The sequence below is a fragment of the Bradyrhizobium sp. CCBAU 11434 genome (assembly GCF_028128895.1).
GTDB classification, from domain to species: Bacteria; Pseudomonadota; Alphaproteobacteria; order Rhizobiales; family Xanthobacteraceae; genus Bradyrhizobium; species Bradyrhizobium zhengyangense.
Genome location: NZ_LBJX01000101.1, coordinates 360281 through 378763 on the forward strand (window position 1 = coordinate 360281; position 18483 = coordinate 378763).

General features: G+C 64.5%; 12 protein-coding genes. 8 read left to right on the forward strand and 4 right to left on the reverse strand.

What is annotated here, in order from left to right:
* Positions 1 to 3 precede the first annotated feature (3 nt).
* Entirely contained in the window at positions 4 to 1032 is a 1029-nt protein-coding gene (locus XI06_RS36450; protein WP_271607497.1) for a glycosyltransferase family 2 protein, read from the reverse strand.
* Between the two features lie 392 nt (positions 1033 to 1424).
* Between XI06_RS36450 and XI06_RS36455 the strand changes: the two genes are divergently transcribed.
* From XI06_RS36455 to XI06_RS36465, 3 genes are all read left to right on the forward strand, one after another.
* Positions 1425 to 1559 (forward strand): hypothetical protein, encoded by a 135-nt coding sequence (locus XI06_RS36455; RefSeq protein ID WP_271607498.1) that lies wholly within the window; start codon positions 1425 to 1427, stop codon positions 1557 to 1559.
* 295 nt (positions 1560 to 1854) lie between these two features.
* Positions 1855 to 4146: an exopolysaccharide transport family protein gene (locus XI06_RS36460; protein ID WP_271607499.1), complete on the forward strand. Its 2292-nt coding sequence runs from the start codon at positions 1855 to 1857 to the stop codon at positions 4144 to 4146.
* Complete coding sequence (locus XI06_RS36465) at positions 4139 to 4945, forward strand: WecB/TagA/CpsF family glycosyltransferase (RefSeq protein WP_271607500.1); 807 nt, start codon at positions 4139 to 4141, stop codon at positions 4943 to 4945. Before XI06_RS36460 ends, XI06_RS36465 begins: the two co-directional genes overlap by 8 nt.
* 39 nt (positions 4946 to 4984) lie before the next feature.
* On the opposite strand, the gene XI06_RS36470 is transcribed toward XI06_RS36465, so the two are convergent.
* Positions 4985 to 8548, reverse strand: coding sequence for a bifunctional diguanylate cyclase/phosphodiesterase (locus XI06_RS36470; RefSeq protein ID WP_237864586.1), 3564 nt, complete (start codon positions 8546 to 8548; stop codon positions 4985 to 4987).
* A 296-nt stretch (positions 8549 to 8844) separates the two neighbouring features.
* Here XI06_RS36470 and XI06_RS36475 point away from each other — a divergent pair, with 296 nt between their 5' ends.
* From XI06_RS36475 to XI06_RS36485, 3 genes are read left to right on the forward strand one after another with little or no spacing between them, the layout of a single operon-like run.
* Positions 8845 to 9897, forward strand: a complete 1053-nt coding sequence (locus XI06_RS36475) for an Ldh family oxidoreductase (RefSeq protein ID WP_237864587.1) — start codon at positions 8845 to 8847, stop codon at positions 9895 to 9897.
* Positions 9898 to 9918: 21 nt separating this feature from the next.
* Positions 9919 to 11286, forward strand: coding sequence for an LLM class flavin-dependent oxidoreductase (locus XI06_RS36480; protein WP_271607501.1), 1368 nt, complete (start codon positions 9919 to 9921; stop codon positions 11284 to 11286).
* Between the two features lie 15 nt (positions 11287 to 11301).
* Positions 11302 to 12087, forward strand: coding sequence for a fumarylacetoacetate hydrolase family protein (locus XI06_RS36485; protein WP_271607502.1), 786 nt, complete (start codon positions 11302 to 11304; stop codon positions 12085 to 12087).
* 116 nt (positions 12088 to 12203) lie between these two features.
* On the opposite strand, the gene XI06_RS36490 is transcribed toward XI06_RS36485, so the two are convergent.
* Positions 12204 to 12659 (reverse strand): Lrp/AsnC family transcriptional regulator, encoded by a 456-nt coding sequence (locus XI06_RS36490; RefSeq protein ID WP_271607503.1) that lies wholly within the window; start codon positions 12657 to 12659, stop codon positions 12204 to 12206.
* Between the two features lie 151 nt (positions 12660 to 12810).
* Here XI06_RS36490 and XI06_RS36495 point away from each other — a divergent pair, with 151 nt between their 5' ends.
* Entirely contained in the window at positions 12811 to 16260 is a 3450-nt protein-coding gene (locus XI06_RS36495; protein WP_271607504.1) for an indolepyruvate ferredoxin oxidoreductase family protein, read from the forward strand.
* A gap of 15 nt (positions 16261 to 16275) precedes the next feature.
* Here the strand turns inward: XI06_RS36495 and XI06_RS36500 are convergent, their stop codons facing one another.
* Entirely contained in the window at positions 16276 to 17187 is a 912-nt protein-coding gene (locus tag XI06_RS36500; RefSeq protein WP_271607505.1) for a LysR family transcriptional regulator, read from the reverse strand.
* Positions 17188 to 17327: 140 nt separating this feature from the next.
* Between XI06_RS36500 and XI06_RS36505 the strand changes: the two genes are divergently transcribed.
* Entirely contained in the window at positions 17328 to 18479 is a 1152-nt protein-coding gene (locus tag XI06_RS36505) for an HlyD family secretion protein (RefSeq protein ID WP_271607506.1), read from the forward strand.
* Positions 18480 to 18483 lie beyond the last annotated feature (4 nt).

Sequence of the window (18483 nt, forward strand, 5' to 3'; positions counted from 1 at the left end):
GCGTCAGGAGACGATCTTCGAGGCCTCATAAGGCTTCGGATCGAAGCCGAATGCCGCAAGCGCGGACCCGACGGCCACCAGCAAGGGATGCATCGCCACGACGGCCCTCGATGACGTCAGCAGTCGGACCGAGCGCCCCAGAGACAGCGGCAGCCGTCCGAGCGTCTGCGCAAACAGGCGCGCCCGTGCCGCCGCACCGTGTGCGGCCTTGGATCGCGCACGGTAGTTGATCACCCCGATGCGCAGGCCCCGCCTGGCGATCCAGCCGAAGCTGGTGCGGCTTTGCGGCACGGTCTCGGTGATGATGGCTTCCGCGGTCCAGTGGAAGATCATGCCGGCATTGCGGCCGCGATAGAAGAAGTCGCAATCGCCGCCGCCGAGAAAATTGAATTGCAGGTCGAAGGCGGGGCTGCCGAGCCGGTCGAACGCGCCGCGCGTGATCAGGCAATTGCCGCAGCCATAGATCATCGGCACGGCCCCGGTGTAATCGTAGGCAGGACAGAAAGCGGGATGACGCGCGAGCCAGGGCCGGCTGTCATCGTCAAACACCGGCAGCACCGGTCCGCCGACAATGTCGGCGCCGGTCGCCTCCGCCGTGCGAACCATCAGCTCGAGCCAATCGGGCGAAGCGATCTCGTCGTCGTCGATCATCAGGAAGCGGGTCGCGGCGGGAAACACCGCCTGCGCCGTCTCGAACGCCGCGTTGATCGCCTGGCAATTGCCCTGCCGCTTCTCGACCAGACAGATGCCCTGGAGTTTGCCCTCGGCGAGGTATTCCGCAGCCACCGGCGCGCTCGCGCGCCCTGCCGCATCGTTCTCGACCATCACCACCGCGAAGGAGCGCGGCGTGCGCTGATCGACCAGCGAGTCCAGCGTCAGCCGCAGATGGTCGGGGCGCCGGAAACAGGGAATGCAGACGACGATGCCGACCGAGAGGTCGATGACGCGCGAACTCGCCACGATCTCCCTGAAGGGATCGCGCAACGTTTCCGAGATCCGGCTGGCGGACAAATCTGTCGGGATCAGCGTCATTGCATTCTCAATGCCTGAGATATGTTGAAAAAGCCCTGCGTCCACTGTCCCGCGACGGCACGGCCGCGCGGGACAGAAGCGTCCCAGAACGAGCGGACCGCAAGAGCACTCAGACTACACCGCGACGCAGATCTGTCGACGATGAGACGCTTCGTCATAGGTTTAACCGCTTTCGCGTGTTTTGCCCTGCAAATTCCCTTGTGTGTGATACTGCAATTCACAGTCCATCAGGCGCCAGCGGATCAACATGGACAATACCGTAGTTAACGTGGGGGCCGATTAACCCGCCTGTAAGCACCGTGATCGGTGACGTCCCGCGGCATCAGATTTGCTCTTCGAGATCGCGACACTTTTCCTGTAAATTTGAGTCGAACAAGCGCGGTTGGAAAACAATGAACGAGTCCGCCACGATCGATTTCGCGACAGCGACGCAACCGAAGCTCGAAGCGTTCGATGGCGCCGCCGTGCTGACGCGTGGTACCGATCTCCGGCGCGGCGACCATTACGTCAATCTGCGGAGGCGCTGAGCCATGAGCGCGTTGACCGGCCGCCAAGTCAAGATGCCGGACGCGTGCGCGCCGCTGGGCACGCATGGTAACGAACCGTTAATCACTGGGGGGCTGCCGGCACTGAGGCGGCACAACGTCGCGGCTAATGGCGGCCTGCGCTTAAACGCTTTGTTTGCCATTTCGGTGAATAGTCCCTCAATGAGTATGGTTAATTTTCCCTGTTGCGTTGATTGCGCGCCTATATCCCCGGTGCGAGGCGTAAAGCGAAGAGTAACCCCTCAGCCCGCGACCGTTGGAATGAAAGCTGGGGACTATGCTTGACTACAACCAGCCGATTGATCGGGCCAAAAATCCGACCGGGTCGGAAGTCCCGCAGCGGAGATCCGAGTCCAGCTTCAACGTGCTGGAGCTCGCCAACCTGCTGTGGCGGCGCAAGATCGCGATTGCCTCCGCGGCACTGATCGGCGCGTGCCTCGCCGTTGCTGCCGGCAAGAGCCTGACACCCCGCTACACCGCGACCTCCCAGCTCTATGTCGACCCGCGCGAGCTTCAGCTGGTCGATCGCGAGCTGACGCCGCGCGCGCAGGACGTCTCCGGCATGTCCATGCTGGTGGAGAGCCAGGCGCGCCTCATCACCTCCAACAGCGTGTTGCTGCAGGTGATCCAGCAGGCAGGTCTCGACAAGGATCCAGAATTCGGCGGCAGCGACGGCAAGACGCTGGCTTCGTCCCTGCTCGGCCTGATCGGCTTCCAGCTCCGCGCGCCCTCCGCTGCGGAAACCAAGGAGGTGCAGCTCGCCGCACTCGACGCGCTGAACAAGCACATCACCATCCGCAAGACCGAAAAGAGCTTCATCGTCGACATCGAGGTCTGGTCGACCGATCCGGCGAAGGCGGCGATGCTCGCCAACACCCTGACCAACACCTACCTCACGGAGTCCCGCAACTCCCAGGCCCTGGCGGCGCGGCGCGCCACCAGCGAATTGTCCGGCCGGCTGAAGGAGCTGCGCGAGCGGCTGCGCAATGCCGAGACCGCGCTTGCCACCTACAAGGCGCAGAACAATTTCGTCGGCACCCAGGATTCGTTGATCTCCGATCAGCAACTCTCCTCCAGCAACCAGCGGCTGTCAGCGGCCCGAGCGGCGACGATGGACGCACAAGCGCGGCTGGACCAGATCGAGGCAAACAAGCGGACCGCCGCGGATGCAGGCGCGATTCCCGAAGCGCTGCAATCGCCGACTATCGCCAATTTGCGCGCGCAATATGCCGATGCCCGCAAGAAATATGCGGAGCAGACCGCCGAGCTCGGCCCGCGCCACCCGGCGCTGCGGCAGACCGAGAAGCAGGTCGAGGATCTCAAGCGCACCATCAACGAAGAGATCGATCGCTTCGCACTGTCCGCCAAGAACGATCTGACCCGCGCCCGCGACTACGAAGCCTCGCTCAACCGGGCGCTGGATGTGCAGAAGCGGCAGAGCGTGCAGCTCAGCCAGGCGGCCGTGCGCCTGCGCGAGCTCGAGCGCGAGGCCGACGCCAGCCGCGACGTCTATCAGTCCTTCCTCAAGCGCTCGCGCGAGACCGAGGAACAGGAAACCCTGAATACCTCGGCGGCACGCGTCATTGGCGAGGCCACCATACCGCAGCGCCGCTCGTTCCCGCCTGGCATGAGCCTGTTCGCGATGATCGGCTTCATGTTCGGTGGGCTTGCCGCCGCCTTCTGGTTCGTCGCGGCCGAGCATCTGTTCAATGGCGCGACCGCCCCCGAGCCGAACCGCCGCGAGCGTAACCCAGCGCCTGACGATGCCAAGCCCCAGATCGAGGCCGCCGCGCCTCCGCCCGCGCTTGCGCTGGTCGAGAAGCCAACGATCGCCCGGCTCCAGGAGGCCGACGTGATCCGCACGCTCGGCGCCATTCTTGCAACCGGCAGCGGCGTCGATCTAACCCGAATCGGCTGGCCGACGCTTCGCCCCGGATTTCCGTTGACGACCCTCCTCAACGCCCTGCGCGACATGCGAGCGGCGATGGCGCGCCGCACCGGCGGCAAGACGATGCCGGTGATCGCGCTCGTGGGGGCCGGCCAGACCACGGGGCGCAGTGTGTCCGCGCTGAATTTTGCGCTTGCCGCCGCGCGCGACGGCAGCCGCGTGCTGATGATCGATGCGGATCATCAAGCGCACGCGCTCTCGAGCAAGGTCAAGCGCCCAGGCAAGACCGAAGCCGGCAAGGCGGGCTGGCTCTCGATCGGCAGCAAGGCCGCGCGCGAGATCAAGACCGTGAACGGCATCTCGGTGCTGCCGGCGACCGAGAGCGATGCCGGCAAGGCAGCCGACGCCATCCGCAAGGCAATCGCGCAGGCGCGTGCGGCCGGCGGCTATGACCTCGTCGTTCTCGACGGCCCCGCGATGCCGCTCTCGGCTGCCGGCCGCAAGCTGCTCGATGGCACTGACGCGCTGGTAGCGGTGCTGCCGACCAGCCTCGACATCAACGACAGCATGGAAGAAATCCTGACCGCGCTCGGCACCGCCCAGCGCAAGCTCGTCGGCGTCGTGCTCGACGAGCTCCCCCCGGCGATCCAAACGCGCCAGCGAGGCAAACAATATGCTTGAGCGCCGCGTCAATCTTGAAGGTCGGGCCGCGACCGCCGACGTGCCCCGGATCACGATCGGCGGCCTGCGCATGGCCGCACTCGACCTGGAAGCAACCGCCGACTTCATGATCGAGGCGACCGATCAACGTCATCGCATCAGCCGCCCGCTGTATCTGACCTCTGCCAATGGCGAGGTGCTGGCGCGCTGTTCGACCGAGCCGCAGACCGAGCGTCTGTTCCGCGCCGCCGATCTGATCAATGCCGACGGGCAGCCGCTGGTGGCGGCCTCGAAGCTGCAGTCCTGGTTTCCATTGCCCGAGCGCGTGGCCACGACCGACCTGTTCCATGTCGTCGCGCGCAAGGCGGAGGTGACCGGTCGCACCTTCTACATGTTCGGCGCCAACGAGGAGGAGAACGCCGCGGCCGTCCGGCGTGTCCAGAACATGTATCCGAGGCTCAAGATCGTCGGACACAGTCATGGCTATCTCGATGGCGAAGCGCTGCGGGCCAAGGTCGACGAGATCAACGCGCTCGCGCCCGACTTCCTGTGGGTCGCGCTCGGCGTACCCAACGAGCAGGCCTTCGTCGAGGAATACACGCCGCTGCTCACCAATGTCGGCGTCATCAAGACGTCGGGCGGCCTGTTCAACTTCCTGTCGGGCAGCCGCTCCCGCGCGCCGCGATGGATGCAGAGGGTCGGGCTTGAATGGGCCTGGCGGACCTGGCTCGAGCCGCGCCGTCTGTTCTGGCGCTATATGACCACCAACCCCCGCGCGATCTATCTTCTGTTCAGCCGCAGACGGCCATTCAATCGCTAGGACGCGTAGCGCATCCACCCAGATCGCGTTGAGCAGCCGTCACACGACGGCGCGTTTCAACACCGGTCCCGCGTCGTCCACGGGCAGATCCGTCTCCGGCTGGAGCGGCGGCGCGATCGCCAACTCCATCGGCCGCAGCAGCTCGGCCATCTGCTTCGCCGGCAACGGCTTGGCGATCAGGAAGCCCTGCATCTCGTCGCAGCCATGGGTGCGCAGGAAGGCCTCCTGCTCGGCATTCTCGACGCCCTCGGCGACCACGGTCATGCCGAGCGCCTTGCCCATGCTAATGATGGCCTGTGCGATCGCCTGGTCCTCCGAATCCTGCGGCAGGTCGCGCACGAAGGAGCGGTCGATCTTGATCGTGTCGATCGGGAAATGCTTCATCAGCGACATCGACGAATAGCCGGTGCCGAAATCGTCGATCGCCAGGCGGATGCCGCGGCTCTGAATGGCATCGAGCACCTTCAGCGCCCGACCGACATTGCGCATCATCATGCTCTCGGTGACCTCGAGCTGGAGCAGCACCGGCGACATGCCGGAGGCCGCCAGAGCCTCGTCGACGTCCTGCAACAGATGCTCGTCGGCGAACTGGCGCGGCGACAAGTTCACCGCCATCGACAGCGGCAGCAGGCCGCAGCGCTGCCAGGTCATCGCCTGCGCGCAGGCTTCGTTCAGCACCCAGCGGCCAATCGGCACGATCAGGCCGGTCTCTTCCGCAAGCGGGATGAACTGCGCCGGCGAGACGCTGCCGAGATCGGGATGATTCCAGCGGAGCAGCGCTTCCACGCCGGTGATCTGCCCCGTCTCCATGTCGACCTTGGGCTGGTAGTTCAGCGAGAACTGCTCTCGTTCGAGCGCCCGGCGCAGTGCGCTTTCGAGCGACAAACGTTCGATCGATTGCGTCTTCACTTCGTTGGAGAAGAAGCGGTAGCCGTTCTTGCCGTCTTCCTTGGCGAGATACATCGCCATGTCGGCGTTCTTGGTCAACGTCTGTGCATCGGCGCCGTTGGCCGGATACATCGCGATGCCGATCGACGCCGTGGTGTGGCACTCGTGGCCGGCGAGCTCCATCGGCTCGGCGAGCGCGGCTAGCAGCCCGGTGGCGATGCGCTGGACGTCGTCGATCTCGCCGCACTGATCGAGGATCACCACGAACTCGTCACCGCCGAGACGTGCCACGACGTCGCTGGCCCGCAGCGCGCCGCGCAAACGATTTGCCACTTCGAGCAGGAGCAAATCGCCGGCCTCGTGCCCGAGCGAATCGTTGATGACCTTGAAACGGTCGAGATCGATGAACAGCAATGCGAAGCGGTGATCGTGGCGCTGAGCGTCGTCGATCGCTCCGCGCAGCAGCCCGTTGAAGGTCTCGCGGTTCGGCAAATCGGTCAGGCTGTCATGCGAGGCGAGGTATTCGATCCGCTCGTCGGCCTCGTTCTTCTCGTCGGCGCGATCGAAATTCTCCATCGCGAAGGAGACGTTGTCGGCGAGGCGATGCAGCAGCTCGACGAACTCGGATGTGAAGGTGTCCTGTTCCGTCGACATGTAGATCATGACGCCGACGGCCTTGTCGTGCGCGATCAGCGGAAATGCCGCGCCGGAGCGCGCGCCGTCGGCTCGGACGACGGCATGGAAGGCGCTCACACGGCTGTCGTTGACATAGTCGTTGCAGATGCAAGGCTGGCGCGTGCGGAACGCCGTTCCGCTCATGCCCTGCCCCTCGGGCCGGTCGGCGTCGACGGAGAGACGGACGTTGCGGGTGGTCTCGGCGGAAGGTCCCGCGGATGCGACGATCGCGAGCCGATCGCTGTCGGCACTGGCGAGCGCAATGGTCGTCGAAGTAAACTTGCCGCCGGTGGACGCGGCCCGGCACACGAGCTCGAACAGCTCGGTGCGGGACTTGGCGCGCACGATCGCTTCATTGGTGGCGCTCAGCGCCGCGAACATGCGCGTCAGGCGCTCCTTCTGCGCCTCGGCCCGCGCGCGTTCGTCGGCCCGATCGAAATTGTTGAGCGCAAAGGCGACATTGGCCTGCAGCCGCTGCAACAGCTCGACAAACTCCGGCGTGAACGTGCCGCGCTCCGGCGAGTTGAAAACGAATACGCCCTCGATACGGTCGCCGTTGAACAGCGGCAACGCCGCGGCGGACCCGATGCCGTTGCGACGGGCATTGGCCGCCCAGGGCTTGATCCGGTCGTCGGACAGCACGTCGTTGCTGATGCAGGGCTGGCGCGTACGGAAAGCCGTTCCGGTCAAACCGCGGCCTTCGGGCACCTGGTCGGAGGTCGAAAGCTTGAAGTTGCGAACTGAATCCGCGTTCGGACCGTAGCAGGCGGCGACGCGGAGCAGCTCGGCGTCGTGATCGACCAGCGCGATGGCCGCCGAGGTGAATTTTGCGCCCTTGGCGGTTGCCTCGCAGACGAGATCGAACAGCTCGGCACGGGAGTGCGCGCGCAGGATCGCCTCGTTGGTCGCGCTCAGCGCCGCATACATGCGCGCCAGGCGTTCCTCCTCCTCGGCGATCTGCGCTTTCTCGGCCTCACGGTCGAAATTGTCGATCGCGAAGCAGACATTCTCGGCGATGCGCAGCATCAAGCTGACGACTTCGTCGTCCTTGGCCCAGGACTGGCTGAGGAAGGCCAGGATGACGCCGATGCTTTGGCCATGCTTGACCAGGGGCGCCGCGATGAGGGCTGCAACGCCGGTGTTGACGTTCGGCTGCTCCCATGGCGTTCCCTTGGTGCGACGTGCGAGATCGCGCTCAATGATGGGCTTCTGCGTTCGAAACACTTCGCCGGAAATGCCGCGGCCGTAGGGATTCTCGGGATCGGTGGAGTAATGGGTCCGCGCCACGAGCTCCAGATTCTCGCCGGTGCCGGCGACGGGCTTCAGCCAATGCGAATCCGGCTCCTTCAGCAGGATGAAGGTCGCCAACGACTTGCCGCCGTGCACGGAAGCGTCGCACACGAGCTGATACAGCTCCTGCTCGTTTTTTGCCCGCAGGATGGCTTCATTGGTCGCGCTGAGCGCGCCGAACATGCGGTTGAGCCGCCGCGTCGTCCGCTCGCTGGCCTGCCGCGCGGTCTCTCGCGCAAAGTTCTCCAGCGCATAGGAGATGTTGGCCGACATGCGCTCGAACAGCGACACCATCTGCTCGGTCAACGAGCCGGCCTCGCTGCGGGTCACGAACAGCACGCCGACACTTTTGCCGTTGCACAGAAGCGGCAGCGCCGCCGCGGCGCCGATATTCGCCTTGGTCGCGCCTTCACGCCATGCCAGCGAGCGCGGATCGTTCAGATAGTCGTTGCTGATGCAGAGCTTTTGGCTGCGAAACGCTTCACCCCCGACGCCCGAGCCCTCGGGCGCGCCAGCTTCGGTGGTGATCTTGAGCGAGCGCAGGCGCGCGACGTCGTCGCCGCGCCCGGCAGCGAAATGCAAGTGCTGGCCCTCCGGCTCCACCAGGAACACGGCGACGGCCATGAAGTCTCCGCTCGAAAACCCGGCGTCGCAGACCATCTGGTACAGCGCGTCCGGCGATTTCGCGTAGAGGATCGCTTCATTTATGGCGCTCAGCGCCGCAAAGGTGCGCGCGAGTGACGTCGACACGATCTCAGCTCCCGGGCATTTCTGCCGATTTTTCCCGGGTGCTTTATGAATGGGGATCGCCTAAGTGGTCGTTATTGCGGCAGGGAAACCGCCAATCAGAGTGAACGAGCAGCGAATGACAGCTGAAGAATTCCCGGGAATACCGCCGCGCGGGAGGAATCTTCGACGAAAGGCGCGCACTGTTTACGAATTTGCAGCCCTGTATTGGTTTACGGAAGATTGATATCGCACTCCGGCTTTGAGACGATGGCACCCAACGAGCAGCCCGTAAAGGGCACGAAAGCCGAGGGAACGCCATGCCGATCGTCAAGGCCGACCGCCTCACGCGCGTCAGCGCTGCGCTGCTCCGGGCCGCCGGCGCCACCGAGGAAGAAGCCGACGCCGTTGCCGTCGGCTGCGTCAACGCCAATCTCGCCGGCCATGACTCCCACGGCGTGATCGCGGTTCCCACCTACATCGACCGCATCAAAGCCGGGCACATCGTCCCCGGTGCGAATTGGACCATCGTCCAGGAATCGCCGACCACGACCGTAATCGACGGGCACTGGGGTTTTGGGTTTCACGTCAACGCCAAGGCGATGGCACTTACCATCGAGAAGGCGAAGACGGCGAACGTCGCCGCCTGCACCGTGTTCCGGCAAAGCCATGTCGGCCGCCTCGCGGCCTATCCGCTGATGGCGATGCACGAGGGCATGATCGGGATTGCCACCGCCGATTCCGGACGCTCGCCAAAGCATGTCGCGCCGTTCGGCGGCAAGGAGGCGCGGCTCGGCACCAACCCGATCTCGATCGCGGTGCCGTCCGACCTCGAGGCGCCATTCTACCTGGACATGGCGACGTCGGCTGTCGCCGCCGGCAAGGTCCAGCTCGCGGTCGCCCGCGGCGAAGAGATTCCCACGGGGTGGATCATCGATGCCGAGGGCCGGCACACCACCGATCCAACGCAATATCGCAAGGGCGGCGCGCTGCTGCCGCTCGGCGGTACCGAGGGCTACAAGGGCAGTGGGCTTGCCGCGATGGTCGAGGTGCTCTGCGGCCTGCTCACGGGGCTCGGCTTCGGCGTCGAGCCGACAGGACGGCACAATGACGGGTGCTTCATGGCGGTGTTCAACGTCGCCGCCTTCCGCCCGCTGCAGGAGTTCAAGCGCGAGGTTGCGGAGTTCGCGCGCTATTTGAAGTCGACGCCGCCGTCCGAGGGCAGCAAGGGCGTCTATTATCCCGGCGAGCTCGAGGGCGTGCGCGAGCAGCAGCGCCTGCGGGACGGCATCGCGGTCGAGGATGCGACGTGGGAAAAGCTGCGTGCGCTCGCGCGTGACTACCGTCTCGACACCGTCCTCGATCTGTCCTGAGCCAATCCGGAGAACAGCAACATGAACAGGCAGATGGTTCTGGTCGGCTTCCTGCAGGCGCAGAACTGCACGAACTTGCCGAGTTCGTGGCGGCATCCGGACTCGCGCAGCGACTCCATGTCGGCGGACTACTATCAGGAGATCGCGAAGATTCTCGAGGCCGGCAAGTTCCAGATGGCGTTCTTCGACGATCGTCTCGCGATGCCGGACCGCTATGGCAACGACCACGCCCACACCGTCGAATACGGCATCCGCTGCGTGAAGATGGATCCGCTGATCGTGCTGACCACGATGGGCATGGTGACCGACAAGCTCGGCTTAGGGGCAACATGCTCGACCACCTATTACGAGCCGTTCGACGTCGCCCGCCGCTTTGCCACGCTCGATCTGATGTCGGGCGGGCGCGCGGGCTGGAACGTCGTGACTTCGCTCAACGACGGCGAGGCGCTCAACATGGGGCGGGACTCCCATCCCGAACATGATTCCCGTTACGACAAGGCCGACGAGTTCATGGAGGTCGTGCTCGGCCATTGGGACACATGGGAAGACGGCGCGTTGATCATGGACAAGACAAGCGGACGTTTTGCCGATCCGACCAAAGTGAAGCGGCTCGATCACAAGGGCGCGGCCTTCAAGTCACGCGGCCCGTTCACCGTGCCACGCTCGCAGCAGGGCCACCCCGTCATCATCCAGGCCGGCGCATCCGGCCGCGGCCAGCGCTTTGCCGGACGATGGGGCGAAGTGATCTTCACCGCCGCGCGCAATCTCGGCGCCGCGAAGGAAGGTTATGCGTCCGTGCGCAACGAGGCCGCCAAGGCTGGACGCGATCCGGACCAGATGTTCCTCTGCAATCTGACGACGCCCGTCTGCGCCGCGACCAGGGCCGAGGCCGAGGACAAGATGGCGCTGATCAACAAGCTGCCGCTGGAGATCGACGCGCTGTCGCTGCTATCAGAAGCGCTCAATTACGACTTCGCCTCCAAGGATCTCGACGAACCGCTGACGACGGACGACCTCAAGAGCATGCAGGGCATCCTGGGCATCCGCGACGGCGTGCTGAAAACCTCGGGCAAGAGCAATCCGAGCGCGCGCGACTTCGTCACCTTCTCCGGCCGCGGCCAGGTGCACGACGCCATGGTCGGCGGCCCCAGGGAGATCGCGGACAAGCTTGAAGAGATGTTCGTCGAGCGCGGCTGCGACGGCTTTGTCATCGCGGCCACCTACGTGCCCGGCTCCTATGCCGATTTCGTCCAGCATGTGGTGCCGGAGTTGCAGCGACGCGGCCTGTTCCAGAAGGACTACCGTGGCAAGACGCTGCGGGAGAATCTCGGCTTGAGGCGACCGGCCGCCGGCGCGTGGAAGGTGCAGCCGCGCAATGCTGCAGAATAACAGCGAGGACAGACTATGCGCTGGCTGAAATTCACCGCCTCCGGCAAGACCTCCTGGGGAATCATGGACGGCGATCAGGTGATCGCGGTCGACGGCGATCCCTTCGGTGAGTGGCAGCGTACGTCGCGCACGCATCCGCTGTCGCAGGTGAAGATCGAGTTGCCGCTGATTCCACGCACCTTCTACTGCGTCGGCCTGAATTATCTGAAGCACCTGAAGGAAGCCGCCGACAAGGCCGGCACGGTGCCGGCTGTGCCTGAGAGGCCCGAGATCGGCTACCGCGCCCAGAACGCGCTGATCGCGCATGACGAGGATGTCGTGATCCCGTCCTTTGCCACGGAGAAGATCCACTACGAGGGCGAGCTCGTCGTCGTCATCGGCAAGAAGGTAAAACATCTCACCGAAGCGAACGCGATGGATTGCGTATTCGGCTACACCATCGGCAACGACGTCAGCGAGCGCACCTGGCAGAAGGCCGATCGCAGCCTGTGGCGCTCGAAGAATGCCGACACGTTCAAGCCGATGGGCCCATGGATCGAAACCGAGGCCGATCTTGCGACGATGGAGACCATCGTCCGCGTCCACGGCAAGGAAACGAACCGCTTCCACACGAACGACATGATCTTTGGCGTGGTGCCGTTCCTGGTCGAGCTGACGAAGTATTTTACGCTGTGGCCGGGCGACGTGATCTGGATGGGCACGGATGGCGCCTCGCCCGACATCAAGCACGGCGATATCGTGGAGATCGAGATTATTGGTGTCGGCAGCTTGCGGAACAGGTTTGTACGGGAGGGGCAGTAAGCGCCGGTGCTGTAGAGTGGGCAACGCGAAGCGTGCCCACCACCTTTTTCGATCATGGAAAGATCGTGGGCACGGCGCAAGAGCGCCTTTGCCCACCCTACGGTACCTCCCGTATGTCAGAACGGCAGCGCGACGCTGGTCTTGATCTCCTTCAGCACCACATTGCTGCGGACGTAGCGAATGCCGGGAATGCGGAACATGAACTCATCGAGGAAGCGGTTGTAGGCCGCCATGTCCTGCACAACGACGCGCAAATGATAGTCAGCATCGCCGGTGGTCGCAAAGCACTCCAGCACCTCGCGGCGCGTGGTGACGCGCGAGACGAACTCGTCGACGAATTTGGCGTCGTGCCGCTCCAATGAGACATGGAGGATGGCCGACATCGCAAAGCCTGCCTGCTCGCGCGCGATGAGGGCCGCATAGCCCCGGATGACGCCGCTGTCCTCGAGCGCGCGCACCCGGCGCCAGCAGGCGGAGGTCGACATGCCGACCTCATCGGCCAGCTGCTGGTTGGTGGCGCGACCGTCCTTCTGGAGGTGGGCGAGAATCCGCATGTCATGGTCTTCGATCATCGAGAGGCCTCCAATCGATAAGTTTTACCAAATTTGTGCGTAATAGGCAAAAATCTACCGATTCTGCGACCATATCGGGATAAATAGGTAAGACCTACCAGCGCCCCGGGCCTAACCTTTGCTATCGGCAGGATGCCGCGCGAGGTCCACCATGGACGCCATTCCGTCACTCGACGCCTACGAACTCTCCGACCGCTATGAGCGCGAGGAGGGCCGCGTCTTCCTCACGGGCACACAGGCCATTGTCCGCATCGCGCTCGACCAGGTGCGACGCGATCGGGCGGCCGGCCTCAACACGGCGGGCTTCATCTCCGGCTATCGCGGCTCGCCGCTCGGCGGCATCGATCTCGAGCTCTGGCGCATCCAACAGCGGCTTAAGAAAGACCGCATCGAATTCCTTCCCGCTGTCAACGAGGACCTTGCGGCCACCGCAGTGCTCGGCTCCCAGCAGGTCGAGACACAAGCCGACCGTGAAGTCGATGGCGTGTTCGGGCTCTGGTACGGCAAGGGTCCCGGCGTCGATCGCTCCGGCGATGCGCTCAAGCACGGCAACGCCTACGGCTCCTCGCCGCACGGCGGCGTGCTGGTCGTCGCCGGCGACGATCATGGCTGCGTGTCCTCCTCGATGCCGCACCAGTCCGACGTCGCCTTCATGAGCTGGTTCATGCCGACGCTGCATCCCGCAAGCGTCGACGAATATCTTGAATTCGGCGAATACGGCTATGCGCTCAGCCGCTTCTCCGGCATGTGGGTCGGCTTCAAGGCGATCTCGGAGATCGTGGAGTCGGGCGCATCCGTCGCACTGCGCCCACCGCGCATCTTCCGCGCGCCCGATTTCACGCCGCCGCCTGATGGACTGCACTATCGCTGGCCGGACCTGCCGGGCCCGCAGATCGAGGAGCGGCTGGAGGCGAAGAAGCACGCGGTGTACGCCTTCGCCAAGGCCAATCCGATCGATCGCCACATCTACGACATCCCTGATGCCACCTACGGCGTCGTCACGACAGGCAAGGCGCATCTGGACCTGATGGAAGCGCTGCGGTTGATGGGGCTTGATGAAGCCGCCTGCCGCAGCATCGGCATCGACATCTACAAGGTCGGCATGGTCTGGCCGCTGGCGCTGCACGACGCCATGGACTTCGTGAAAGGCAAGCGCGAGATCCTCGTGGTCGAGGAGAAGCGCGGCATCATCGAGAGCCAGTTCAAGGAATATTTTTACGACTATCCCGGGGCCAAGCCGGAGCGCATGGTCGGCAAGCATGACGAAACCGGCGCTCGGCTGATCTCCTGGATCGGCGAGATGTCACCGCGCGCGCTGGCGTCGGTGCTGGCGCGACGGCTCGATCCGATGTTTCCGGGCCTCAGTCTCGCGGCCCGTGCGGCCGCCTTGCTTCCGGAAGCTGTGCGCACGATCAACGTATCCGGCGCAACGCGCACCCCTTACTTCTGCTCTGGCTGCCCGCACAACACCTCGACGAAAGTGCCGGAGGGATCGAAGGCGCTGGCGGGAATCGGCTGCCACTTCATGGCGAGCTGGATGGATCGCGAGACCTCATCGCTGATCCAGATGGGCGGCGAGGGCGTGAACTGGGCGGCTTCGTCGCGGTTTACCGGCCACAAGCACATCTTCCAGAACCTTGGCGAGGGCACCTACTACCACTCCGGATCGATGGCGATCCGTCAGGCGATCGCGGCCAAAGCCAACATCACCTACAAGATCCTGTTCAACGACGCCGTCGCCATGACGGGCGGCCAACCGGTCGACGGGCCCGTCAGCGTGCAGGCCATTGCGCACAGCGTTCGCGCCGAGGGCGTGGCCCGCATCGCTCTGGTATCGGACGATCCCGCACAATTCTCGCCGGCGGATTTGCCTGGTGGCGTCACCATCCATCCGCGCGAGGAGATGGACGCCGTGCAGCGCGAGCTGCGTGACCTCTCCGGCGTCTCGGTTCTGATCTACCAGCAGACCTGCGCCACGGAGAAACGGCGTCGCCGCAAGCGCGGACAGATGGCCGATCCCAAGCGCTTTGCCTACATCAACGACCTCGTCTGCGAAGGCTGCGGCGACTGCTCGGTCGAGTCCAACTGTCTCAGCGTCGAGCCGAAGGAGACGCCGTTCGGCCGCAAGCGGCAGATCAATCTGTCCGCCTGCAACAAGGACTTTTCCTGCCTCAACGGTTTTTGTCCGAGCTTCGTCACCGTCGAAGGCGCGACGCGACGGAAGAAGAGCGCCAGCCAGATTGATGCGATCGGCCACGCAGCGACGCTCCCCCTGCCCGTCCCCGCAGCGCTCGATCGTCCCTACGATCTGCTCGTCACCGGCGTCGGCGGCACCGGCGTGATCACGGTCGGCGCGCTGATCGGCATGGCGGCGCATCTGGAGCGTCGCGGTGTCTCGGTGCTCGACTTCACCGGCTTTGCGCAGAAATTCGGGCCGGTGCTGAGCTATATCCGCCTGGCCGCATCGCCCGACGCACTGCATCAGGTCCGTATCGACCAGGGCGCTGCCGACGCACTGATCGGCTGCGACCTCGTGGTCAGCTCCTCACCAAAGGCATCCGGCACCTACCGCCACGGCACGCGCGCGGCGATCAATACCGCGGAGATGCCGACAGGCGACGTCGTCCGCTTCCGCGACGCCGATCTCGCCTCGCCTGCTCGCCTGCGTGCGATCCGGCAGGTCATCGGCAACGACAATCTCGACAGCATCGACGCCAATGCGCTGGCCGAGCGCCTGCTCGGCGATGCCGTCTATGCCAACATCATCATGTTCGGCTTTGCCTGGCAGCGCGGACTTGTGCCGGTCTCGCTATCGGCGCTGCTGCGCGCCATCGAGCTCAATGGTGTCGCGGTCGAGCGCAACAAGCAGGCTTTCGCGTGGGGCCGGATCGCCGCCGCCGATCCCGACTTTCTGCCGAAAGCGAATGAGGCAACAAAAGCCGAGACGCTCGACCAGCTCATCACCAGGCGATCCGACTTCCTGAGGGCTTACCAGAACGACGCCTACGCTGCGCGTTATCGGGCGCTCGTCGCCAAGGTCCGCCGTGCCGAAGCCGGACTCAAGAGCGAGGCGCTGACCGAGGCCGTCGCGCGCGCCCTGTTCAAGCTGATGGCCTACAAGGACGAATATGAGGTTGCGCGTCTGCACATGAGAAGCGGCTTCCTCGACGAGTTGAAGCGCGAGTTCGAGGACGGCTTCAGCGTGCAGTATCATCTCGCGCCGCCGTTCCTGCCGTCCGGTCATGACGCCCGCGGCCGCCCGCGCAAGCGCGCCTTTGGCGAGTGGATCCAGATGCCGCTCGCAGTGCTGGCGCGGCTCAAGGTGCTGCGCGGGACACCGCTTGATCCGTTCGGCTATGCCGCGGAGCGGCGCGCAGAGCGAGAGCTGATTGTCTGGTACGAGGGCGTCATCGCGCAAATGCTTGACAAGCTCGACGCGGCCCATCTGCCTGACCTCGTCGCCATCGCCAAAGCGCCGATGGAGATCCGCGGTTACGGGCCGGTGAAGGACATCGCCATCGCGAAGGTGAAACCCCAGGTCGAGCAGTTGCTCGCCAATCTCGCGGCATCTTCGCCGGCAAAGATGCGCGCCACCGGTTGACGCGACGCCTGAGCGTCACGAATACGGATTGATCTGCTTCTGCTGCTCGGCGCTATGATGCACCAGCATGTCGATGAAGGTGCGCACCTTGGCCGACAGATGATGGCGATGCGGATAGACCGCGTTCATCGACATCTCGACCGGCCGATATTCCGGCAAGAGGCGCACCAGCCGCCCCGCGTCGAGATCGTCGCTCACCAGAAATCCCGCGAGCAGGCCGATGCCGGCGCCCTCGATCACCATCCGCCGCAGCGCCTCGCCGCTGTTGGTAACGAGGCTGCCCGAAATGCGGACCGAGGCAGGCGCGCCCTTGCGGTCGAAGAAGCGCCATTCGTCGCCGAAGGGATAGTTGAGGTGGCGGCCGCAATTGTGCTCGGTGAGCTCGGCAAGCTGCTGCACCCTTCCGTGCTTTTCGAGATAGTCGTGCGAGCAGCACAGCACGTGGCGCCAGGTGGCGAGACTGCGGACGATCAGGCTGGAGTCCGGCGGCGGGGTCATGCGGAGAGCAACGTCGTAGCCCTCCTCGATCAGGTCGACATTGGCTTCGCCCATGCGCAGGTCGACCTTCACCTCCGGATAGGTCGACAGCAGTTTTGCAACGACGCTCGCGACAAAAGGCACCATGTGAGTAGCGGAATGAATCCGCAACGTCCCTCGCGGCACCGACTGCAGGGCGCCGGCGATGTCGTCGGCCTGCTCGATATCGGCGAGGATCTGGATGCAGCGGTCGTAATAGGCCTTGCCGATTTCGGTGACGCTGACCTTGCGGGTGGTGCGGTTCAGCAACCGCGCGCCCAGCCGCTCCTCCAGCGCCTGGATGTGATTGCTCACCATGGTCGTGGACATCTCGAGCTTGCGGGCGGCGGCGGAGAAGCCGCCGGTATCAACGACCCGGACAAAAGCGGTCAGGCTGGTCAGCCGGTCCATGAGCGCCTCGGATTATGCAGCGTGGGTGGACAATCATTTTGCTTTTTGGCGGATTATCACAAGAGCCGGGACAGCGCATCTTCCACCCAGACAACAGCGCCCCCTTCGGAACGGGACGCCTGCCAAATCCGGAGGATGTCATGTCGAACGCGACTTATACCACTGAAACAACTGATAAAATCAGCCTGAAACCATCTCGGCAGGCAATCAAGCGAGCGGCCCTTGCGCTGGTACTGATCCTCGGCGTCGCCGGCGCCGGCGACTTTGGCTACAATTACCTGACTACTGGCCGCTACCTTGAGACCACCGATGACGCCTATGTGAAGGCGGATTCCACCATCATCGCCCCCAAGGTCTCCGGCTACATCGCGAAGGTGCTGGTCGGCGACAACGAGAAGGTCAAGGCCGGCCAGGTGCTGGCCAGGATCGACGACCGCGACTTCAAGGCCGCGCTGGGGCAAGCCCGCGCCGACGTTGCGGCCGCCGAAGCCTCAGTGCGCAACCTCGATGCCCAGCTCGAGCTGCAACAGCCTGTTATCGCGCAGAGCACGGCCGACGTCGTCGCAGCCGACGCCAATCTGAAATTCGCGCAGGAGGAGCGCGCCCGCTACGACGACCTCATGAAGTCTGGCTCCGGCACGATCCAGCGCGCGCAGCAGACCGACGCAGCGCTCCGCGCCAGCAACGCGCAATTGCAGCATGCGCAGTCGGGCCTGGTTGCCGCACAGCGCAAGGTCGACGTGCTCACGACGCAGCGTGCGCAGGCTACGGCACAGCTCGACCGCGCCCGCGCGGTCGCGGACCAGGCCGAGCTGAACCTGTCCTATACCGAGATCACCGCGCCTGTTGACGGCACCGTTGGCGCCCGATCCTTGCGGGTCGGCCAGTACGTGCAGGCCGGCACGCAGTTGATGGCGGTGGTGCCGCTCGATGCGGTCTATGTCGTCGCGAACTTCAAGGAGACTCAGCTCACTCATGTCCGCGCCGGGCAGCCGGTCGAACTGATCGTCGACAGTTTTCGCAATCGCACGCTGCACGGCCATGTCGACAGCCTTTCGCCGGCCAGCGGACTTGAATTCGCGCTGCTGCCTCCCGACAATGCGACAGGCAATTTCACCAAGATCGTGCAGCGCGTGCCGGTGAAGATCGTGCTCGACGATCACAGTCTCACGGGCCTGCTGCGCCCCGGCATGTCGGCAGTGCCGACGGTCGATACCAAGGCGACGGTGGTGGCCGAGCACGAGACGACCAAGCGCGTCGCCGACAACGCGCCGCGTCCGAACGGAAGCTGATGTC